A 20995-nucleotide genomic window follows, 5' to 3' on the forward strand; every position below is an offset into this window, starting at 1 on the left:
GCTAATTTTTGTATTCGTCCAATAGAATATGCATATCTGCAATCAGTTTTTTTCTTCCTTCTTCGGTCGTGCCGTCATACATTCCTCTTACATGGCGGTCCTTATCAATCAGAATGAACGCACCGCTATGGAGAAAACCACCTTCGGCTGTCTTATCTTCCTTGGTTGGAACCATATAGCTTTTCTGGCCGATCTCATAAATCTTCTCTTTTTCCCCTGTCAAAAATTGCCATTGAGGACTCAGAACACCCAAGTCTTCAGCATATTGATGTAGTAATGCAGCAGTATCATGCTCAGGATCAATGGAATGAGAAAGGATCAGAACGTCGGGATTTTCTTTAAATTCTTTAAAAACCTCCTTCATTTCCTTTTTCATGATTGGGCAAATAGTTGGGCAGGTGGTAAAAAAGAAATCGGCCACATATATTTTGTCCTTTACCAAAGATTCGGTGATGGTATCCCCATATTGATTTACAAACTTGAAGGGCGGGATGGTATGATAGATGGTATCGACGACTTCCTTCCCATCAACCACTTTTTTAGTCCAATCTCTTTCACCATATATTGGCAACTTCTTCCTTTCAAACTGACAAGAAACAGCAGCAGAAACTATACTTATTAACGTCAACAGATTTAATATAAAACCTCTTCCTTTGTGTCCATTCATGATATTTACTCTAATATTAATCTTGCCTCTTCGATACTTTTATCGGTTAGCAATTTCACTTTATCAATTTTTATTTTTTCAGTTTCAAAATATGTTAATGCTTTTTTGGTATCCAGTTTCTTGGCCGAGTCGCCGTTATATCCGTGCATCCAAACCATCATTAAGCTATCTGATTCGTCAAGCTTTCTGATGATGCCAATAATCTTGGCACGATCCTGAGCAAGACTGTTACCAGTAATTCCTTCATTTTGAAGACTATCCAGTCTGCCAATCTTTTTTGAAAGGCGCGCATTCAGAGACACCATCTCTTCCATTTTGGGCATTACTTCGTCATGAACCTGCAATACTTCTGCTTCAAGGTCATTGACTTTATCACGCTCCTGCTGACATGACAGGATAACGGAAGACATTAGACATATGAGTACAGCTCTTTTCATATAAGGGCGTTTGTTGGTGGGTTATTTAATAATGGCAAAAATAAGCTTAATCCTTTAATATCATTTCGCGGGCGTTTGATATGATTGCCTCCGACGGATTGTGTCCGCCTATCATCTGTGCGATTTCCATCACCCTTTCGTCAGAAGTAAGCCGTTTAACCGAACTTACCGTCTTGTCAGACGAATGATCTTTATAAACGAAATAATGTGCGTTCCCACTACTGGCGATCTGATGTAGGTGCGTAATGGCAATAATCTGATGTTTCTGAGCCATATTCAGCATCATCTTTCCCATTTTTTTGGCAATTTCTCCCGACACACCCGTGTCTATCTCATCAAAAATAATGGTAGGTAATTTCCTCTTATCAGCAACGATATACTTAATCACCATCATCAATCGTGAAAATTCGCCTCCAGAGGCAACTTGTTTTAATTCCTGAGGTACAATGCCTTTATTGCTGCTGAACAGAAAAACAATGGTATCAATGCCCGAAGGCCCGGGAGATGTTTTGCTTGCGTCAAATTGGATATTTGCATTAGGAATACCCAAATCCGTAAGTCTCTCAAGAATAAGTTTTCGGATAGAATCCAGGACGTCGACCCTCCGCTTGGAAAGAGACTCAGCCAGGCGAATCATGGTTTTTTGCGAGATGTCGAGCGCTTTCTCTGCTTTTTGAAGCGCGTCATCAAGGTTCATCACCGTATGCAGTTTTTCCCCCAGTCGGTTCTGAATATTAAGAAGTTCAGGCAAAGTGGAAGCATGATGCTTTTTCAAGAGATTGTAAAAGATATTGAGCCGATCCTGTATCACCTCCACACGCGCAGGATCGACAAACACCGTCTCTTCGAGCTCACTGATTTCATCTGCAATATCACGCAATTCGATCAGGCAGCTTTGCGCTCTTTCTCTAAGACTATCATAGGTCGGCACGAGGCGGGCAGCTTGATTCAGTTGGCCGATCGAGCCTTTCAGGAGTTCTAATGCCGATGTGTCGCTATTGTCAAGATATTGGTGCGCTGTGCTTAGCTTTTCTTTAATTTCGGCAGCATTTTCAATAATATTCAGCTCTTTTTCCAAAGAATCCTGTTCGTCAGGCTCGATGCGCGTATTGTATAACTCTTCGTATAGAAATTGATCATAATCCGATTCTCTACGAAGTTGCGCAGCTTCCTTTTTCAGACTTTCAAATTCAGTAACTCTTTGTTTATAAAGCTGATATGAAGTTTTATATTCGGTAAGTAATTCGCTATTACCAGCAAAGGAATCAATAATTTGTAACTGAAAGTCGTTGTTGCCCAATAGAATGGTATCGTTTTGGGAGTGAATATCCAGAAGTTGGTTGCTGATATTTTTGAGTGTATCCAGATTTACGGGCGTATCATTGATAAACGCCCGCGATTTTCCCGAAACGGCAATCTCTCTTCTCACTATGCACTCATCCGAAAAATCAATATTCTCTTCCTCGAACATTTGCGACATTTCGTAGCCGGCCAGATTGAATGTTCCTTCAATAACACACTTCTCAGAGCTGTCGTAAAGTGTACGGGTATCCGCACGGTTTCCCAGTAAGAGTCCGATTGCACCTAACAGGATGGATTTTCCTGCTCCTGTTTCACCTGTGATAATATTAAGCCCTGGGTCGGGGCTCATTTCCAGGTGCTTAATTAATGCGTAGTTCTTGATCAGAAGATTGGAAAGCATTACTTTGAATAGGAGGCAATGGTGTAAAGGTAAGTTTTGTATTAGTGGATTTTTGATTGTTCCAGTTTACGAATATAGCCAACATAAAAACAATTCGAAAATTAGTAACATGTGATCAGCGGGAACTCCCGTTGTCAGTAATGACTAGTTTGATCGTATAAAATTTCGAATATGTCTTTGATTTGAAACTTGTGTAAATGGCTTCTGGTGTCTAAAAATGTAATTTCGGTCGGGTTGTTGGTGTGGATGGTTCCAAAGTAAGTTTCTCCGTTATCCAACACCACATTTACCATTTTATTAAGAACATCCGCAATCGAAGACGAAATATGCGCTCCGGTAATTCTGACGATTCGTTTACTCATTTTGAAATAGGGGAGATGCGGAAACTATTGAGAAAGTCGTTGATATAGCTGCGTTTTACCCGGGTCCAGGTTGGTTAGCAGCGTATATGCCTGCGATTTTTGTTCGGGACTTCCTTCGGCAAGGATATTATAAAGTTCTGTGGATTTAGCGTCAAAAAATGAATTAATTAAGATACTAGCTGGTCGTTGTAAGGAAACATCCCTTATTGTGTTCAAGGTTTCCATCACTTTAATACGGGTTTCGGCAGGATTTTCAGTGACAACGTCAAGACCGAGGCGATAATAATTATACATACTCTCACGGAAGGGAATAAATTGCTGACTTCTGAGATTTTCAATCAACGAATATCGGTTTTTTGAATCTCCACCCTGTTCCCAACCTTTTTTATAACCGGAAGAATTTCGAGCAAGATTGACGATATTAAATGCTTTCTCTAAGTAAGGTGTACCACCTAGTTTGCTGAAGGAATCGTAGTCAAATGAAAGCGCGATATATCCGTAAAATGCCAAGAGATAGGGGAGTTCCTCAGTGAAGCTATTTTCGTTAAAATAAAGTTGGGTAGTGGGTAAATATGTGAATTTGGCATTTTTGTCAACATAAGTAAAAAGAACCGTTTCATAATCTGAATTAAAAACAGGCCTTGTGACAATCAGCTGGGCATTTCCCTCAAAGATTCCCTGAGCGGGTGAAGAAACCAGATTGAGGTTCAGTTTACATTTTATCCTCTCATCTTTCCCGAAAACATCATCCGAAAATTTATAACTGTTCAGAAAATCCGATATATAAGACTGAAGCTTAGCCATAGACTGAGGATCTGTCTTTTGTTGCGATACAAGTTGATCATAATTTACATTTACTGTAAACTGGAACACCTGAGCAAATGACCGATCAGATGCAAAAAATGTCAACAAAAGGATAAAAAAGACTTTTTTCATGCTTCGCTCCATTTTTGGAGTACAATATTTAGAATATCCTGGGCTACCTCCTTTTTAGATTTTAACGAAAACTCGTCAACAGCACCGTACTTATCTATAACGGATATTTTGTTGGTATCGTGCGCGAAGCCTGCTCCTGAATCGTTCAACGAATTGAGAACAATATAGTCAAAGTTCTTACGAGTAAGTTTATCCATCGCATTTGCCAGCTCATTCTCTGTTTCTAGCGCAAATCCCATGATCAACTGATTATCGTTTTTAAGTGGACCCAAAGTCCCTGCGATGTCATTTGTTTTAATCAGCTCGATCGTCATTTCCGAGGAGCTCTTCTTTATCTTTTGAGGTGCCACGGTTTTCGTGGTGTAATCAGCCACGGCCGCTGCGAAAATAATAAGATCATGGCTCTCGAATTTCTCTGCAACTGCTGCACTCATTTCCGCTGCAGTTTCAACATTTAAAAGTTGAATATCGTCATTCTGTAATTGAATGGATACTGGTCCACTTACGAGCGTTACCTGAGCACCTGCGTTGCTAAAAGCTTCAGCTATGGCATATCCCATTTTCCCTGAAGACCTGTTGCTTATAAAACGGACAGGATCAATAGGTTCCACAGTTGGCCCGGCAGTGATCAGTACACGTTTGCCTTTGGCAACGGATCTTGCAGCGAAATGTTTTTCTAAAACCCTTACAATCGCTTCAGGTTCTGCCAATCTGCCTGAGCCAACGAGTCCGCTTGCAAGTTCACCAAATTCCGGGCTAATAATGATATTGCCGTAGTCTGACAAAGTAGACAAGTTTTTCTGTGTGGCCGGATGCTGATACATATCCAGGTCCATAGCTGGTGCAATAAAAACGGGACATCGCGCAGACAGATAAGTCGTGCTCAAAAGATCGTTGCTATATCCATTTGCAAAGCCTGAAATAACCTTGGCTGTAGCGGGCGCAACGATGAACGCATCAGCCCAAAGACCCAGCTCAACATGGTTATTCCAAAGTCCTGTTTCATTATTTGCAAATGTGCTTAGAACCGGCTTTTTGGAGAGGGTTGATAAGGTAAGCGGTGTGATGAAGTCCTTTGCTGATTCAGTCATTACAATCTGCACTTCCGCTCCCTCTTTTACTAGAAGACGGGTCAGTATCGCAGATTTGTATGCAGCTATACTTCCGCTGACACCCAGAAGTATTTTTTTGCCTTTAAGCATGGAATATGAGATTGATTCTCATTAGTTGATAGGTATATCGAATTGGCAATGTCGGAAATCCTGCGATTTGTTCCAAAAGAAAAGCCAGACGTAAAACACCTTTCGGTGAATTGCGACTGGCCTCAGTGGTTTTAGGACCAATTATTCTTCCGAACTGTCGCGGAAGGCATGGTAAGTTTTGCCTTCTATGAATTCGTCAATAGCGATGCTTCCGGCTTTCGGCATTCTTTCGTAGAATTTCGAAATCTCGATTTGCTCACGGTTTTCAAAAACTTCTTCAAGATTATCAACACCTGAAGCAAATTCAGCCAGCTTGTTATTCAATTCTTCTTTCATCTTACTGGATATCTGACGGGCTCTTTTCGAGATCACAGAAACAGACTGGTACAGGTTACCAGTTACATCTGCGATCTTATCAGTATCGCGTGTTATGATGGATGGATTCGTTGCCATATTCACTTGGTATGTTTTATCTATTGATTCTAACTTAATTTTTTCTCTTTTATTCTGCCCTTGTCTCTGCCGATGATGGAGCAGTCACTTTTGCAGGCTTTGTCTCTGGATTTGGCAGCGATTGTTTATTTTTGAGCTGATTCGCCTCAACTTTTGCAATTGATTCTAATTCTTTCTGGCTGTTTTCATACATTCCTTCTGAATCCTTCAGGTATTTGCTATTCGGGTATTTGTCTACCAATTCCGTATGAAATTTTACTACGGCCTGGTAACGCTCCTTTTGTTTAATCAGCTGATCCAAACTAAAGTTCAAACTGTTGGCAGCGAAACGGTACTGTGCATCCATTTTCAAAAATGCCAACTCCTCGTTGTACTTGGAATCAGGGAAGTCTTTATGAAAGTTGCTGATCGAAATTACAGACGACTTCAGCGACATCATATTAAAATCACTGATTTTGTAGTAAAGTTTGGCTTTCTCGTAAGCCTTCCTTTCCAGCTTTGAGCGAAGCTCTAATATGAACTTGGTACATTCTTCCCGGAAAGGACTGTCAGGATAGGTGTTGATAAAATCCTGTAAGGCGGATATTGCTGTAAAAGTACTGGTCTGGTCGAGGTTATATGGCGCAGAGTCCTTGTATAAAGAAAACGCGTGCATATAATACGATTCCTGAGCGTAGTCGCTTCTGGCGTATGTATCGTAAAATTTCTTGAAAAGGAATTGGCTGGTATTATATTGACCTTGCTGATACTGGGTATAAGCATAATAGAATTGAGCAAGTTCTGATTCTGTACTTCCCTTCAATAAAGGAATAAGCTCTTCAAAAAGGATTCCAGCTTTGTAGAAATCACCTTTTTTATAATAGGTCATCGCGGCATCGTACTTCTGCTGGTCAGTACCAGTTTTTTGAAGTTTGGAAAACTTACTGCAAGAGCTAAGTGCTATTACAAACAAAAAGAGCAAGATTGTACTTGCAAGACCATTATTTCGCATATGACCGCAAAGGTAATAAAAAAAAGCTACACGATCCATAACGAATGTGCAGCTCATAAAGTATTTGAAACGCTACTGTTGATGCCGAACGAGCATTTTTTTGGTGGCTACTTTCTTTCCGTCTAACACCAATTGATAAAAATATAGCCCTGTTGGCATTTCGCGGGTATTTACTCGAAGCTTTTTCTCGTTTTTTGATAACGTGAATTCATTCATTGAAGAACCCAGAATATTATAAAAGACTACCTTCGCGTCTCTCACCGCAGGTAACATATTGTAGTCCAATTCGGCGTACTCACTTGCTGGATTGGGGTAAATATTAGATACCGATATTTTGTCGTTCGAAAACAACTGCTCTTCCGATTTGATATTTGCAGATGCAGCCGGAACTTTCTTTTCAATGTTTTTCTCAACCTCTTCAGATACTAGTATGGCACTGCTTTCTGTTGAAGTGTTTGGAGCAAAAAGGAAATTTCTATAAAATGCACTGATCGCTTTCGGATTTTGAAGAGATAGTGGTTTGTATATCAGGTTGGATGGAGCCATCGAGAATTTGGTCGCAACGATAGCCGGTTTTTTCGTTTTTGTCATGTTCAGACGGCTACCACTCTGAGTCGATTGCGCGTACGCAAACTCTCCCAGGAAGGTAATCGTCAGTATTAAGAGGAGTATATTTTTTCTCATAGCATGTCTTTGGAAACCATACTGACGCGAGTTCCACATGCAGTATGTATATTACAAAAATATATAGAATTTTTTGGATGTTCAAAATTTATTGTATCATCAATGCAATAAATTTATTATTCTTCAAAAATTGTGCCTGAAAAGCACCTGTTATCTGTTATTTTTCTTGCCAGGTGGCCTTTTCCTTCGTTGGTTTGCTTTCAATCCGCCAACTAAATCCCTCCAACTCGCGTTCCGCCACCAATATTTTGGAAGGAGGGATGAGACGACCGTCCGGTTTGCCTATAAACGCAATTCTATTAACCCGGTTGTCTACGAACTGCAGGTTCATCCTGGCGCATTCGACTCGGTTCAAACCAATCATTTTCTGCTTGTCGTCTACTGCATAATATGCGCTCTCTCCGTTTCCGTCCACCAACACCTGTTTCAACATATTTTTTTCACCAAAATAGGCATTGATCGTTCTTCCTTTAACCTGATTGAATTGCTTGACTAACGTATCCTCTGTTATGACAAATGAATGACCTTTAAGTAACATTCTGTTTATCTCATTGTTAACCAGGAACGTCGTGATCGTATCGGCTTCCATTTGATAGTACTGATCGCTCCACAAAATAGGCTTCCTGAAAAATTTGATAATAGAGTCAGCCGTATTATATATAATCGAATCGCATTGACCTTGAAAGTCAGACTTATAAATAAACACATTTTTGTTGCCTACCAGCTTCCTGGTACTGTCACGCGCGTTTTCATATGAATAAAGCGTGTCGGCCCGGATATATAATGTGTCATCCGAAACTACATTTCTGACATAGGCATGCCCAAAAATTTTTGAGAAACCTTTATCCTTTACATAATATCCCTCGTCGCCATTCAATACCGTTTTATCTTTCTTTGCTACAATGACAACACTCCCTTTCCCCATACCATTATTGCTTTTTCCATCAACGGAAAGAGAATCAGCTGTGAGTGTATATGTCTCATTATCAACGGTTGTTCGAGTTTTAAAAACCGACTGACTGCTTTCCGTGTTATATTGACCACGGGTTGCGAGTACCGTTCCGTCTTTGTTTACAATTTTACTCGGCCCGTTAAAATAGCTCCATTTGGTCACCGAATTATACAGCAAAGTGTCCGTTGTAAGCGTATATTTTTTGTTGACTAGTTTCACCTTTGTATAATAGGTGAATTCTTTAGTCAGGGTGTTATAAAATCCTTCCTGACTGGTTAAAATATCACTTTCGTCGACCGTTCTTCCGGGAACCTTATAATATGCAATTCCATTCGCCATATCATATTCCATTTTACGGGTAGTGAGAGTCCGTTTCCTATCGGTCAAGACCGTTTTCTTTCCACTTACAATCGCTAACCGGGTATTTCCGTAATAATAGAGCGTGTCTCCTGTCACAGTAATGGTATCTCCTTGAACAATCCGAACATTCCCATAAGCCTCGATCACGTTAGTAGTCCTGTTTTGGATGGCTAGATTGCTATACAAAAGTGCCCCCTTGTGCTTGAAAACGCCGTTTGTTACTTTTCGTGTTTCAACACCATTCTCGTTGATTATTTCTAACTCGTCCGATTTCAGGATCTCGACCAAATCAGTAGATCCAGTCGCTGAAGGTACATTTTGAGCCATCAGAACTCCTGGCGTCAGCCAACCGGACAGGCATATCATAATCATCGCTATACCTGTGATGTAATTGACGCTGAATGGTTTAAAAGTGTTGCGGTTTTTTATATATAAATTTTTCATCAGGTTCATTTCCAATGCTGTAACTTTGAAAATCTGCATTTTAAGTCGTTTTATGAAACGATTTACAGGGCTACAGCAACTCAAAAGTACATCAAATACGACGGGATAAGGATATGTTGGATTCTTTTTTAACTTTTATTAACCAATTCAAACCGGCATTGACAGAGCACTCCACTTTACTGGCTGTGAGTGGTGGGATTGACTCAGTAGTGATGATGAATTTGTTCCACAAAGCGGGATTGAAAGCCGGAGTTGCCCACTGTAATTTTGGTTTGAGAGGGCAGGATTCGGATGATGATGAATTGTTTGTAGAAGGGCTTTCCAAAGAGTATGAGTTTCCGTTTTTTACCATAAAATTTGACATAAAGGCATATTGCCATGAGTATTCTGTTTCTACCCAAATGGCGGCAAGAGCGTTAAGGTATCGTTGGTTTGAACAGATTAGGGAGCAAAATGGATATGAATGGATTGCGACCGCACATCATCTGAACGACTCCTTTGAAACTGCGTTGCTAAATTTGACCAGAGGAACGGGGATTGCCGGCTTGAAAGGGATAAGGCCGGTCAACGGGCGTCTTATTCGTCCATTACTTTTCGCGAACAGAAGCCAGATTGACAAGTATGTAAAAGAGGAAGCGCTGAAATGGAGAGAAGATAGCTCGAATTCGTCGTTGAACTATAAACGCAATCTGATCCGACATAAGGTCATTCCCGTATTGAAAAAACTTAATCCTTCCCTTGAAAATACGTACGGGGTGACCTCTGAAAAAGTGGCTGCGGCCGGTAATCTGGTCGAACTTTATCTTCGGCAATGGTCCGCCGGAGTCGTCGTTCAAGAAGGGGAAGGCTTCCGAATACCAATTGATTCAATATTGATGGTCGAAGAGCCAATCTATCGGTTATGGTTCATTATTGATTCATTTGGGTTTGAATACGATCAATCACGGAAGATATATGAGTCACTTAAAAAAGAGAGTGGTAGAGTATTCTACTCCGAAAAATTTAAGTTATTAATCGATAGGAAAGATATTATTGTCGGGAAGATTATTGAAGGGGAGTACGCTGAAATCGTGATTGAAAGTATAGGATCTTTTGAAGTTGGAAACGGCAGGTTGCTTCTTTTGGAATTACCTAATATTCCAGATTTCAACAATGATCAACGTATTGCATTTTTCGATGGAGACCTAATTACCTTCCCGCTTTCCGTGCGAAAATGGCAGATGGGCGACAAAATGGCTCCCTTTGGGATGAAGGGTAAGCGAAAAAAGATAAGTGATATATTGATTGACTTAAAAATTGACCGATTTCAGAAAGAAGAAACAAAGGTGCTGGTAAATGGAGATGGGGAAATCATTTGGCTCCTAGGGCACCGAACTTCGGAAAAGTTCAGGGTGGGATCAGAAACTACCAAAGTTATTGAGTGCGCGTTTTCAAAGGAGGCAATTTTTTGAAAATTATTAGAAAAAGTCACGCCGTCGGATCCGATTGTATTTGAGATAGTTAGTGTGACGACGACGTTGATGCCAACTGGTTTTAAGCTAGTGTGAACAAACTTTTTGATGAAAATTCTTGCAGATGAAAGTTTTCTGGTTAATTTTGCACCACATTTAGCAAACGGCTAGATATTTAGAGAGATGGCAGAGTGGTCGATTGCGACGGTCTTGAAAACCGTTGACTGTAACAGGTCCGGGGGTTCGAATCCCTCTCTCTCTGCAAATGCCCTTCCAAGCAATTGGAGGGGCATTTTTGATTTTTGTCACTGTCATTGTTACTTTTTACAATGACTCTGAAACGTTCGGAATGAGCAAACACGAAGGGCAAAGAGCCTACATATTGCCGAAATTGTATAATAGAAAAGGCGATCTTACGAAACGTTGGTATGTTCAGTTTCAGGCAATGAATGTAGGTACGGAACAAATGGAGCTGAAAAGGATCATGTGCCCTGAGAAGTTTAAAACGGCGAAGGAACGCAACCTTTGGGCAAATGAGGTAATGAAGAAAATTACCAAGCACTTACAATCAGGCTATGTTTTCGGTAAAGTGAAGCCTATTGATGAGAAAATCAAGGAACCCCAAAATATAGTTGTGGCACTGCAAAACATATTGAACATTTCAATTGGCAGTCTTGAACACAAATCTGTAATTACTTACCAGTCAGCATTAAATAAATTTTCAGAATACTATGTTAATCGTTCTATTCCTTCCGGCCTGACAGCCCCGGACGCGGTTGTATTTCGTGACTGGCTTATTGCGGAGAAGCATAATTCAGCGCGAACAGCAAACAATAACATAGCTAGCCTTGCAACGCTTTACAGTAAGTTCATGGAGCGTACTGGAATTAAAGAAAACCCTTTCAAGGTAAAAGCTCTGAAAATAAAGGAAAGTGAAAAGAATATAGCTTTTACAGATGATGACCGGGTTAGGGTAGAAGAGTATTTAAGCAAAAACGAACCTGAGCTATATTTGTTCACAAGGTTTATATACTATGCTTTTATCCGTCCGGGTGAGTTGCAGAAAATAAGATTTAAGAATATCTCACCCGACTACTCGTTCATAACAGTACCCGGACAAATCTCCAAGAATGGTAAAACTGAAACGGCGGTAATTATTCCGCCGTTACATGAGCTAATGCGAAAAGGGATTGTAGCCAATCTACCTGATAATTTCTTATTGTTTGGGCAAGGAATTAAACCCGGTTTAATAGTTTCTGGAAAGCAGGTTCCTTTTAGAAGGCACGAAAAGGCTCTTAAGGCACTTGGGTTGGCTGATCGGGGTTACACTCTTTACAGTTGGAAACACACAGGCGCGGTAAATGCCTACCGGGCGGGCGTTGGAATAAAGGAATTACAGAATATGTTACGGCATAGCAGTATCCAGATCACAGACATTTACCTTAAGTCGTTAGGGCTTAGGACTGATCCAAAGGTCAATGATTATTCATGGTAGGTGGAATAATATATTTGGGTAACTATATAGCAGTTGGGACAGGACAGCCAGACACCACGTCTTTGCCTCACAAATGTGTGCCGGAAGATGAAAAGCTAGGATTTCTTAAAGAACTACGAAAGCTCGAAGCAATGGATATGGAAGTGAAGAAGGATTATGAAAGAATCCTTCTTCACTCTAATGCGAAAGTTCCCTATGAGTAAGTATTATGATTTGGATCAAACCAAACAACATAGAAAGTAGGTTCGATGAAAAAACCTATTATTCTTCCATGCTCATTGCCTGTAATCCCAAATTGAAAAGGCCTATCAACAAGTTGGTCTTCATTTTTCAAACCAAAGGACTCCTGAGATGTAGCACTCCAGTCAATATAGTGATTTCTTAATGCTTGAACCGTTGGATATTTGAGCTCTTGGCACTTCATACAACAAATGTGCTTTAACCTCTCGATAAAACTTATAAAATACTCACTTCCCCTATCTTTGTAGGAGAACAGATCATTATCTAAGATTAGGTATTTGAATGAAAACTTTACTAAATCTAAATGGGTAGACTCTTTGTCTGGTATCTCAATATACTTTGTTCCCTTAGCACTTGGCTTTCCCCGATCAAAATTCTTACCCATTCCGTTTTACAAACTGAGAATAGTAATTGATCATATCTGTCTTAGTAACAATATTAGTTGAAGGTTCGTCAGGAGATAATCCTTTTCTAGCTTTCAACCAAGGATCTTCCTGGTGAGTACTTTTTTCTAACGCGTAAGCATCTAAATGAAAATACTCCTCAACTACGTCATGTAGTATTTCCTGAACATTTGCTGAAAGTTCTTTCGAAATTTGTGGCAAAGAATCTTCTGTCAAATCAGATCTGTCAATTGGTTTCCATTGAAGATATTTATATTGATCATAAAGCGGTGGCAAAACAGGCCCATGCACCCATGCTTGAAAGTCTTCCTTAAAAATTTCATATCCAAACACAGCAAGATGCCACGCTTGGGTATAAAATACCAGTTTTTGCAATTTTAGATTTGTAATTAAACTTCCAGTAGAATTAGCTAATGCGATAAAATAATCAGCAATAAGCTGAGGCTTGTCACTAAGTTTTCTACTAGATGAAGCGATAAGCATATTGTATATTATTTATATTTGATTGAACTTTTTTGTATTTCTGTGCAATTTTCACAAATATAACGAATCGCAAAATTTTTCTATGCGTTTCTATGCTAAAATATTTTAACATTTGCAAGTATACCCAACCCCGGTACTGACAGTATCCTAAGAGTCCCTCGCAAAGCCGCGAAGACTATTAGGAGGTTGATACGCTCTTTGATTTAAAGGTGTGTCTCCCAACCATGAGAAGGTCTAAGTGTATTGACACTGATGAATTGGCCCCTCCAAAAATTACCCCCGACTTTTAGGGAATGGGTGCTCGCTTTTCCTCTTGTCCCAAGTAGTATATAGTTGCCTATATTTGTCAACCAAATATCAGTTACTTGCTTTGGTATCAATAGTTGTTTTAAAAACAAAAAAGAGGCCGAAGCCTCTCTGAAATTTCCAGTTCGCAACAAAGTTTATTTTACACTTGAATACACCACCTTTTTCGTCGGCACCACTTTACCAAATAATGCAAAGTTCGGACTTGTGTTTCCTCCTGAACTAGGAATTGCAGCTGTACTACTTAAAGTGATCGTTGAAGGATTAACCCCCGTAGTAGATTGTTTTGTCATATAGTTATTATGCGTTTTCATGTGACCAACCTTCAAATATACGATTATCTTGCAACGTAGCTTGAGTAGTTCCAGGTATCGGTTGTAAAGATAACGTTCCTCTACTTATATAAGTATCACCACCACCTGAAATACTCTCCAAAATGGCTCTTCGATGTTCATAATGCACTGTAGTTTGTCCGCCCAGTGCAACCATAGGGTTATAAGGGTTTCTAAGGTTTAATTCCGCTTCAAAATCCTGATAGATTGCCTTTATGATTGCGTATAAATTGTCATCGGGTTTTTCAATATTTAGACCCAAGGATTCTTTTGCTTCTTTTCTATATATCGTATAATCATGGCTACCTGATTCTGAACAAAGAAAGCTGACTACCTTAGGAATATCTTCGACTTCTATCTCGTGGTATTTAAGCAATTTTTCGGCAAGCATCTGAATTTGGGCTTTCGACTTGTACACATTACCAAGAGATAAAGGATGAATATGATCTGCTAATTTTAAATAAACATCCTTCAATTCTTTCTGATCGGTAATATTCAAGTCGGATTTTGCCATATCTATGTATCCATTTACGTGTTCTACACTAACAGGAACTCGCATTTGCTGCCCGTCAACAACTACTAATGGATTCATAAATCCGTTAGTACTAGGGTCGATAGGGCCTAAGGTGGCTTGCTTTGTCATTATTATCCTATTTGCGCCAAGGCTTAATAAAGTTGCTGCACTCTGACATCTAGATGGCGTAATTACCTCAAAATCTTTGCAGAAACTACGAATTAGATTAACGATACTCCATCCTGCCAAGGTGCTACCGCCATTTGAATACAAAATAAGACTAATCTTACCCACGTCGCCTACCTCATCCAAGTGATCCGCAAAAATTGGAAGAATGTCCGTTTCAATCTGCGTTTCCAAGCCTTGCCTAGTGCCAGTAACATATAAAACTACTTTTGATTTCCTAAGTCTTTCAATCTCGCCTATAAATTTTAGTCTTTCTGCTCTCATCTAGAGTATGTTTGAATTTTCCTCTCAAAATGCAAAAATAGTTTCACAATTGTATTTCAGGCAGCAGACAACTTACTAAGCGGTCAAATTTGGATGTCCACCCTCCTGTCCCAACTCGTACATAATTGCCTATTTTTGGAAAACAATAAAGGCCGCCCGGATACCGGACGGCCTTTATAATACATATGATTTCACAAACCCTTATCTAAAACTTTCTAAAAACTGTTTGACGGCCATACACACGGCCAAGGTTAACAGTTTGCCCGTTATGGGTCAATGTAACATCATCTTCGTAGTCGTCTGCTGAAAGGAAACCGTTATAGTAAACCGCACCTTTTCCTTTTGCCCCCTGGGTGATTAGTGACAAACCGGCCTTTTGGTCAAATGCATCTTTGAAAGCAAGCATTCCCCTGTTAAGAACCCCGAAACCGTTTAGATGGAATCCTGCTTGTCCGGGCGTTGCTACGAAGTTTTTACGGCTACTATTGTAAGAGGCATAATTGATTACGTCGGCGTATCCTTCGAGTTGCAGGGCATCCTGCCGCCCGGCCATTGTAACGTCAACTACGGTAGCGTAAAGCGCATCTTTCAACCCATCTGCCGCGTTTAATGGTGCGCCATTAACACCTGATTGATATTCTTGCCAATCGCCACCCGTTGGCCGCCATTTGATTGGCCATGCATTAGGGGCGTAGTAGTCAATTTTGGTTTTGTCTTTTCCGTACCCAGTCCCGCCGCCATCCCAAAGCCCAATTCCCCGGCCTAAAAGAGTTGACCAGAATCCAAGGGTATGATGTTCGCCAATCATTGAATTGAAAGAGGGGTAACGCCATATATCACCATTTGCGTATTTGATGATTTCCCCGGTTCCATTTTCTTCTACACCAATCTGAGAGCCATCTTCGCCCGTCACGCGGGTTTGATTTCCAATCCAACCGAATACAAACCAATCAGATTCGTTGTTTTCCTCCTGATAGGTTTTGGTGCCAATTTTAACCCGCTCATTAGCACAAACCAGTTCGTAAGGGATCATGAATATGTTATTGTACATATAGTATGATACGTTCACGTTTCGTTTCTTGTGCTGACCAGATTCATAGTAGGCTACTGTGTCGTTGCGGAAACTACCAGTTTCTTCATTCCAAGAACTAAAAACTTTCTCGCCTAGATATTTGGCAAGATCGGCCTTGCTCATAACTGCCAATGCTTTGCGGTATATCAACCCAAAAAGGTCGTCTCCGCCGTAGCTTCCAAAGAGGTTCATATCTCTTTTGGTCAATGCAGGGTTTCGTTCTTTCAAAAGATTAAACGCCTCTTCATAAGCTAGTGCGATCCGGCTCGACATTTCCGCATACTGTGCCCCGGCGTTTTCCGGGAACTGATCAGTAATGACACTGTTGTGTGTTAAGCCATACTGATAAATCCAGCCGCGTAAGGAATCCCTGATTTCCTGATCAGAGTAATGTTCTCCGTCGTTCAATTTCCGCATTTCAAAACACCTGAACGTGTTGGGTTGATTCGCATTAGAACCAAATAGCATTTGAGTATGAACACCCTTTGCATGGTATTTTTCTGGCGTGTCCCCTCTATTAATGGATTCAATTGCGAAGATCTTCTTTCCAAAAGCTTTGTTTGGCACATTCTCAACAAAGTTCAAAGCCCTTGATACTTTAAGCCATCCCGGAACCGTTGAGCTTTCACCGCTTCGGATAATTACATTGACTTCTGATAATTGGGCGTTAAACTCATTAACCCCGGTTGCAATCGGATAACCAGATATGCCCGCCTCAAAATCCGTCAATGTTTTAATATCTTCGTCGCAATCAAAACGGCGGATCGTGTAAACACCGTCAGGTAAGTATTGACCTTGGAACGCTTCATACACATGTGCGCTGTCGCCGTTATCATTGAAGTAACTGTAACCGATCATGTAGAAACAATATTTTCCATTATACCGCGATGGGTTACCGTGAACAAGTCCGGGCGTTGCATCGGTAATGTTTCCGTTTTCAAAAGATAGTTTCAGGTTAGGCGATCCGCTGAATGAGAAATTTCGCCCGCTTGAAGTAATCACTTCCGAACCGTACGCTTGTGAAATGTAGGTATTGTTCACAGGGGGTTCTGTTTCTGGTACGGTGGTTGTAGTGTCTGTGTCCGTTTCCTTTCCGCCTGTGGTATATCCTGATTTCAGACTTGAATAGGAATCGTTTGATTCAGATTGCTTTAACTTCTGCTTAGTGTAGAAGTACAGGCAAATGACACCGATCATAAAAAATATGAAACCCCGGTTGTTCTTATTGGAAAGGAATGATTCAAAATTGTTCTTTGACATTGGAATGTGTTAGTTATGGTGTTATAGAAACAGGCTGCGCAATCCAATCGCTAGTTGACGTTCCATCTACTTTTGTAAACTTTGTAGCCCCCCCTGTCATTGAAGGGAAAAACACAACCGAACCTGCTTTGTAAGTGGAATAGGACGCATTGAGTGTTGTTTTTGTCTGAGCTGTCGTAGCAGTGCTAACAGTCCATTCCATAGTTTTCCAGTCAGTCAATAGTGTTTTTGTAACAGGAACTCCCGCCGAAGATGCACTATATGATATAGCGTAATAAGTTTCTGTCAGCTGTGGTTCGGCCATTAAAAAACCATCCGTTCCCAATCCTAAACCGCTTCCGGTTGTCGGCCCCGGCGTATAAGCTGCATTTCCAATAGAGAGGCCATTGGGTTTAAAATAGTGAGCTGGTCTAACAGAGGTAACACCAGCAGGAGAGAGGAAGGTTATTGCATAATGATAATAACCGTTATTCTCTTTGGAAATACGAATAGCTCTTAATTCATATCCTCCTGTAACACTCGTACTTCCATTTAAAACCTCTCCTTTTTCCAAATCAAAATCAGCCCTAACCCCATTTGTAAATGTGCTGTTGGTTAGCAGCAAACTCATAAATTTGATCTCTGCGGCTTTCGCTTTAAAATCATAGGTATACACGATAGCCGAATCCGCTTTTGTGATTCCATTAGCAGGATAGACCGCCCTCTGTGCATTGCCCGTACTATTTTCAGAAACCTTGAGAACATTCCCCAAAAAAGCTGATGGGGTTGCAGTTGTTGTAATATTCGTTCTTGCTACATTCGTGCCGCTCCACGCGCTAGACGTCATGTTTCCAGAAGATATGATTTGATTCTCTCTTACCCGTGCTTTTCCATCAGCGATATATTTGCTAATCAAACCGCCTACACCATCAGGAGTGTAAATGATTGTCCCCGTGTTGTCAGTAACGTTGTTAATGCTTGAAGTGCTGTAAACAATTGGAGTTCTTGCCCTTGCTGTTCCGGTGGTGACACTATGAGGAAGTTCAATATTGGTATTGCTCAATTGTAAATCCGCCAGATATAGTACACTGTTTGCATCCCCGGCATAAGTGAATGATCCTACTGGACTCATCTTTTCTGCCATGTGAATTCTTACATTGGTCGTTGCTGACCCGGAAGCAGGAAGCCACGTGATGACAACTTTCCACCAACCGTCTTCTGCCTTGGTGATAATTGGATTTCTGACATACATCCCATCACTAGTGTACCCTCCAAATGTGGTTCCCTTTGCATAGCCGATTACACCCGATTTTGCATCAAACACAATTTGTGCACCTTTTGAATTCGTGAAACCGCCTGCCAACATAATCGAAACTACTGGTCGGGTACTATTGGCTGGAGCTTTAAAGTATCCTGAAAATGTCAAGGCAGAAGAATCACCGACAGTTTTCGTAACGGCCATCGTCCCGGCTGTGCTGATATAGTGGGTTCCACTGGTAGAAGTGGCCGTGAGTTTCCCGCCTGCCGCATTGACTGTACCTCGTGGCCCGATCGCAAAAGAAGTATCCTTTGCTATGATACCCGTATTGGTCGTCCAAAATGCCGGATCATTATATCCAGTCGATGAACGAGTGAATTTATTTTCAAAAATATACTGCTTATCATCCTTTGCCGTGAAATCTGTGATTCCGGTCGGATTGAGCGAAGTACCTTTTACCTCTGTATTATTGTACGCGTTGCCCTCATGGAACCGCCCACCCTGACCTAAACTAACATAGTGCCTGTCTGAATTGTATTGATCAACTTCGGCATCCCATATGACGTTGTTATAAGCTTTTTCGGCGTACAATGAATATTTAGGAACGTTCGTTGGAAGTGGGCGCGGTGGTGTAATGTCGCCGTCGTCACCATAGTAAACGCCTGATTGCAAAAACCTGCGAAGGTGAATGTTTGTAAAACGGTATCCGGTCGATGGGAAATCGTTTCCTTCGAGAAATACGGCCTTTTCTGTACTTCCGTCGATGGTTATGTTATTGAAATTGAAACTTTCAAAATACTTGGTAGCGTCTGAAACAGCGGAGGTGCGTTTTATATGTATTGCCGATCCTGACCAGGTCTGACCAGGTAACGCAATGTGATTATTTGAAAAGATTACCAAATCACAGTTGACTAATAAAACGGCGTCGAGTCCTGCCTCAAAAAACTGCCCTCCAGTCATATTCATATACGTGCATCCCTCACATGCAAAATTGTACCTTTTAGATGCAAAGCCCGCCGAGTTCAGGTAATTAGGCATGAATATGAGGTTGTTATGAAATTGAATCCCGTCAATTCCATACATGTTTACGGCGTCAAGTTCTGGGCCTCGGAACTCATTATCTGTAACAGTTATATCGCCTACAAGGCGCGTAGCTTTATTGTTGCCAGCGGGAACAGTGGCATAGGTCGAATCCGTTACTTTCGGAATCCATATGCCGTAATTTGACTTACCAAATTTATTGCCGACAATTTTGATTGTTTTTATTGCCTGCTTATAACCCGTAGGTTCGAAGTACACTCCTGAGTTCGTATTTTCAAAAGTGTTGTCAAGTACTTTTACCCGCGTTACATTTTTGATGTAAACACCAAATCGCCCACTACGATCAGTGCCATTGTTTTTGATGAACGTATCGTATTTGAAATTCAAACCCTGAACTGTAGCACTGTATTCCTGCCCCCACGTAGGAGAAGAAACACTAATCTGGCCATTCTCAATCCCTGAACCATTCGAGAATATAGAAATCTTGGCTTTGTCAATGATCAGGTTTCCGCCTGCAAACTCATAGGCGGCGGCGTCGGCAATGATCGCAGGTGCTTTTGATTGTGCCTTGACATAAGCAATAGTTCTTTGCCATGCAGCAAAATCATTTGCTATACCGTCGCCTTTTGCGCCGAATTGACCCGGTGTTACAACTCGTTCCTGAATCTCGTAGCTCCTTTTACCAGCGACAATTTTCCGGTATCCGTCGAATTGTCCGTCCTTATCCGACGTACTGGCCGTTGTGTCGCCAGTATATGAATACACATAGTATTGAGAGTTCAGCGGTTCTTTCAATAAAACCACAAGGGCAGTAGTATCTGCCTGACCTGCCAAGAACTGCGCTTTGGTCATTGACGGAATACGGCCTTCAACAAGGCCAATCACTTTTTCGAAGATGCCGGAAATAGTGCCGTTCGGCAGCATATTCAATCGGACTTCTTTCGTTGCACTCACGGCATTTTTTGCATCCCGAATCGGATTTTGCGCAAAGAGGCTATACGAGGTAAGCCACAAAAGCGTTAAGAAAAATAATTTTTTCATTATGTAAGTCCAAAGTTTAGTTCTTCAAAATCGTTTATCTTATTAGTCAGGTTAGCAACCTGACCTTGCAACTGTTGAACTAGTTGCTGTGTGGCGGTATCGGTTTCGCCCGTTCCCGTCGTTAGGCTGTTATTGCTTATTGGGATGCGTCTAACCGAATTTAAAAGGACGTTGTAACGCGCCTGCTCGCGTTGTCGTTTGTACATTTCCCAAAGCAGGAAAAGCAGGCATGCAATGATTATTTTCTTCATTTTCGTATGATGATAATAGGGATAAATACGGCTACGAGCATGAAAATTACTTTCCCCCTTTTCTTGGTCTTGGTTTGCTGAATCAGGAGTTGATCATAAACCGCTTTGTGGTTGGCGGATAACTCATTGTTTTGAGCGGAGAGGGAAATATTGTAGGACTTTAAAATATCTCGTTCGACCTTTACCAGATCACACATTTGCAAGTCCCGCACGATTTCCGGGGCTTTT

General features: G+C 41.0%; 19 protein-coding genes and 1 tRNA gene. 4 read left to right on the forward strand and 16 right to left on the reverse strand.

The features are described 5' to 3' along the window. Position 1: 1 nt before the first annotated feature. The 10 genes from AC1XUD_RS24580 to AC1XUD_RS24625 form a co-directional block, all read right to left on the reverse strand. Entirely contained in the window at positions 2 to 667 is a 666-nt protein-coding gene (locus AC1XUD_RS24580; RefSeq protein ID WP_483363694.1) for an SCO family protein, read from the reverse strand. A 5-nt stretch (positions 668 to 672) separates the two neighbouring features. After that, positions 673 to 1104 carry a polysaccharide deacetylase family protein gene (locus AC1XUD_RS24585; RefSeq protein WP_483363695.1) on the reverse strand — a complete coding sequence of 144 codons (432 nt, stop codon included), beginning with the start codon at positions 1102 to 1104 and terminating at the stop codon, positions 673 to 675. Between the two features lie 46 nt (positions 1105 to 1150). Then, a complete protein-coding gene (recN, locus tag AC1XUD_RS24590; protein ID WP_483363696.1) occupies positions 1151 to 2806 on the reverse strand; it encodes a DNA repair protein RecN in 1656 nt (551 codons plus the stop codon). 134 nt (positions 2807 to 2940) lie between these two features. After that, the gene (locus AC1XUD_RS24595; RefSeq protein WP_483363697.1) at positions 2941 to 3168 is read right to left on the reverse strand and encodes a hypothetical protein; all 228 of its coding nucleotides are present in this window, start codon (positions 3166 to 3168) and stop codon (positions 2941 to 2943) included. A gap of 24 nt (positions 3169 to 3192) precedes the next feature. Continuing rightward, positions 3193 to 4104 (reverse strand): type IX secretion system protein PorD, encoded by a 912-nt coding sequence (gene porD / locus AC1XUD_RS24600; RefSeq protein WP_483363698.1) that lies wholly within the window; start codon positions 4102 to 4104, stop codon positions 3193 to 3195. After that, positions 4101 to 5306 carry a bifunctional phosphopantothenoylcysteine decarboxylase/phosphopantothenate--cysteine ligase CoaBC gene (gene coaBC, locus AC1XUD_RS24605; RefSeq protein ID WP_483363699.1) on the reverse strand — a complete coding sequence of 402 codons (1206 nt, stop codon included), beginning with the start codon at positions 5304 to 5306 and terminating at the stop codon, positions 4101 to 4103. The genes porD and coaBC overlap by 4 nt, the downstream gene beginning before the upstream one ends. A 141-nt stretch (positions 5307 to 5447) precedes the next feature. Further along, on the reverse strand, positions 5448 to 5759 hold the full coding sequence (locus tag AC1XUD_RS24610) for a DNA-directed RNA polymerase subunit omega (protein WP_483363700.1): 312 nt from the start codon (positions 5757 to 5759) through the stop codon (positions 5448 to 5450). Positions 5760 to 5808: 49 nt separating this feature from the next. Continuing rightward, positions 5809 to 6750, reverse strand: a complete 942-nt coding sequence (locus AC1XUD_RS24615; RefSeq protein WP_483363701.1) for an outer membrane protein assembly factor BamD — start codon at positions 6748 to 6750, stop codon at positions 5809 to 5811. A gap of 72 nt (positions 6751 to 6822) precedes the next feature. Continuing rightward, the gene (locus AC1XUD_RS24620; RefSeq protein WP_483363702.1) at positions 6823 to 7434 is read right to left on the reverse strand and encodes a T9SS type A sorting domain-containing protein; all 612 of its coding nucleotides are present in this window, start codon (positions 7432 to 7434) and stop codon (positions 6823 to 6825) included. 157 nt (positions 7435 to 7591) lie between these two features. Then, positions 7592 to 9229: an OstA-like protein gene (locus AC1XUD_RS24625; protein ID WP_483363703.1), complete on the reverse strand. Its 1638-nt coding sequence runs from the start codon at positions 9227 to 9229 to the stop codon at positions 7592 to 7594. Between the two features lie 74 nt (positions 9230 to 9303). Between AC1XUD_RS24625 and tilS the strand changes: the two genes are divergently transcribed. The 4 genes from tilS to AC1XUD_RS24645 all read left to right on the forward strand — a co-directional run bounded on the left by tilS (position 9304) and on the right by AC1XUD_RS24645 (position 12339). Then, a complete protein-coding gene (gene tilS, locus AC1XUD_RS24630; RefSeq protein WP_483363704.1) occupies positions 9304 to 10641 on the forward strand; it encodes a tRNA lysidine(34) synthetase TilS in 1338 nt (445 codons plus the stop codon). 177 nt (positions 10642 to 10818) lie between these two features. Further along, positions 10819 to 10903: transfer RNA gene (locus tag AC1XUD_RS24635), tRNA-Ser, on the forward strand. A gap of 87 nt (positions 10904 to 10990) precedes the next feature. Beyond that, complete coding sequence (locus tag AC1XUD_RS24640; protein WP_483363705.1) at positions 10991 to 12136, forward strand: tyrosine-type recombinase/integrase; 1146 nt, start codon at positions 10991 to 10993, stop codon at positions 12134 to 12136. Beyond that, entirely contained in the window at positions 12130 to 12339 is a 210-nt protein-coding gene (locus tag AC1XUD_RS24645; RefSeq protein ID WP_483363706.1) for a hypothetical protein, read from the forward strand. Before AC1XUD_RS24640 ends, AC1XUD_RS24645 begins: the two co-directional genes overlap by 7 nt. Here AC1XUD_RS24645 and AC1XUD_RS24650 read toward each other — a convergent pair. From AC1XUD_RS24650 to AC1XUD_RS24675, 6 genes are all read right to left on the reverse strand, one after another. Continuing rightward, on the reverse strand, positions 12330 to 12761 hold the full coding sequence (locus AC1XUD_RS24650; RefSeq protein WP_483363707.1) for a hypothetical protein: 432 nt from the start codon (positions 12759 to 12761) through the stop codon (positions 12330 to 12332). The genes AC1XUD_RS24645 and AC1XUD_RS24650 overlap by 10 nt on opposite strands. Beyond that, the gene (locus AC1XUD_RS24655) at positions 12754 to 13263 is read right to left on the reverse strand and encodes a Panacea domain-containing protein (RefSeq protein ID WP_483363708.1); all 510 of its coding nucleotides are present in this window, start codon (positions 13261 to 13263) and stop codon (positions 12754 to 12756) included. The genes AC1XUD_RS24650 and AC1XUD_RS24655 overlap by 8 nt, the downstream gene beginning before the upstream one ends. Positions 13264 to 13869: 606 nt before the next feature. Beyond that, complete coding sequence (locus AC1XUD_RS24660) at positions 13870 to 14865, reverse strand: SDH family Clp fold serine proteinase (RefSeq protein WP_483363709.1); 996 nt, start codon at positions 14863 to 14865, stop codon at positions 13870 to 13872. 205 nt (positions 14866 to 15070) lie between these two features. After that, a complete protein-coding gene (locus tag AC1XUD_RS24665; protein ID WP_483363710.1) occupies positions 15071 to 17197 on the reverse strand; it encodes a hypothetical protein in 2127 nt (708 codons plus the stop codon). A gap of 13 nt (positions 17198 to 17210) precedes the next feature. Beyond that, entirely contained in the window at positions 17211 to 20516 is a 3306-nt protein-coding gene (locus AC1XUD_RS24670; protein ID WP_483363711.1) for a hypothetical protein, read from the reverse strand. Next, positions 20516 to 20767: a hypothetical protein gene (locus tag AC1XUD_RS24675; protein WP_483363712.1), complete on the reverse strand. Its 252-nt coding sequence runs from the start codon at positions 20765 to 20767 to the stop codon at positions 20516 to 20518. Before AC1XUD_RS24675 ends, AC1XUD_RS24670 begins: the two co-directional genes overlap by 1 nt. Positions 20768 to 20995: the final 228 nt, after the last annotated feature.

Source organism: Dyadobacter sp. HNCC25DJ184 (assembly GCF_056895215.1).

Bases quoted from the DNA above. Each gene is read 5' to 3' on its own strand.
- AC1XUD_RS24580 (WP_483363694.1), bottom strand. From the start codon at position 667: ATGAATGGACACAAAGGAAGAGGTTTTATATTAAATCTGTTGACGTTA.
- AC1XUD_RS24585 (WP_483363695.1), bottom strand. From the start codon at position 1,104: ATGAAAAGAGCTGTACTCATATGTCTAATGTCTTCCGTTATCCTGTCA.
- recN (WP_483363696.1), bottom strand. From the start codon at position 2,806: ATGCTTTCCAATCTTCTGATCAAGAACTACGCATTAATTAAGCACCTG.
- AC1XUD_RS24595 (WP_483363697.1), bottom strand. From the start codon at position 3,168: ATGAGTAAACGAATCGTCAGAATTACCGGAGCGCATATTTCGTCTTCG.
- porD (WP_483363698.1), bottom strand. From the start codon at position 4,104: ATGAAAAAAGTCTTTTTTATCCTTTTGTTGACATTTTTTGCATCTGAT.
- coaBC (WP_483363699.1), bottom strand. From the start codon at position 5,306: ATGCTTAAAGGCAAAAAAATACTTCTGGGTGTCAGCGGAAGTATAGCT.
- AC1XUD_RS24610 (WP_483363700.1), bottom strand. From the start codon at position 5,759: ATGGCAACGAATCCATCCATCATAACACGCGATACTGATAAGATCGCA.
- AC1XUD_RS24615 (WP_483363701.1), bottom strand. From the start codon at position 6,750: ATGCGAAATAATGGTCTTGCAAGTACAATCTTGCTCTTTTTGTTTGTA.
- AC1XUD_RS24620 (WP_483363702.1), bottom strand. From the start codon at position 7,434: ATGAGAAAAAATATACTCCTCTTAATACTGACGATTACCTTCCTGGGA.
- AC1XUD_RS24625 (WP_483363703.1), bottom strand. From the start codon at position 9,229: ATGCAGATTTTCAAAGTTACAGCATTGGAAATGAACCTGATGAAAAAT.
- tilS (WP_483363704.1), top strand. From the start codon at position 9,304: ATGTTGGATTCTTTTTTAACTTTTATTAACCAATTCAAACCGGCATTG.
- AC1XUD_RS24640 (WP_483363705.1), top strand. From the start codon at position 10,991: ATGAGCAAACACGAAGGGCAAAGAGCCTACATATTGCCGAAATTGTAT.
- AC1XUD_RS24645 (WP_483363706.1), top strand. From the start codon at position 12,130: ATGGTAGGTGGAATAATATATTTGGGTAACTATATAGCAGTTGGGACA.
- AC1XUD_RS24650 (WP_483363707.1), bottom strand. From the start codon at position 12,761: ATGGGTAAGAATTTTGATCGGGGAAAGCCAAGTGCTAAGGGAACAAAG.
- AC1XUD_RS24655 (WP_483363708.1), bottom strand. From the start codon at position 13,263: ATGCTTATCGCTTCATCTAGTAGAAAACTTAGTGACAAGCCTCAGCTT.
- AC1XUD_RS24660 (WP_483363709.1), bottom strand. From the start codon at position 14,865: ATGAGAGCAGAAAGACTAAAATTTATAGGCGAGATTGAAAGACTTAGG.
- AC1XUD_RS24665 (WP_483363710.1), bottom strand. From the start codon at position 17,197: ATGTCAAAGAACAATTTTGAATCATTCCTTTCCAATAAGAACAACCGG.
- AC1XUD_RS24670 (WP_483363711.1), bottom strand. From the start codon at position 20,516: ATGAAAAAATTATTTTTCTTAACGCTTTTGTGGCTTACCTCGTATAGC.
- AC1XUD_RS24675 (WP_483363712.1), bottom strand. From the start codon at position 20,767: ATGAAGAAAATAATCATTGCATGCCTGCTTTTCCTGCTTTGGGAAATG.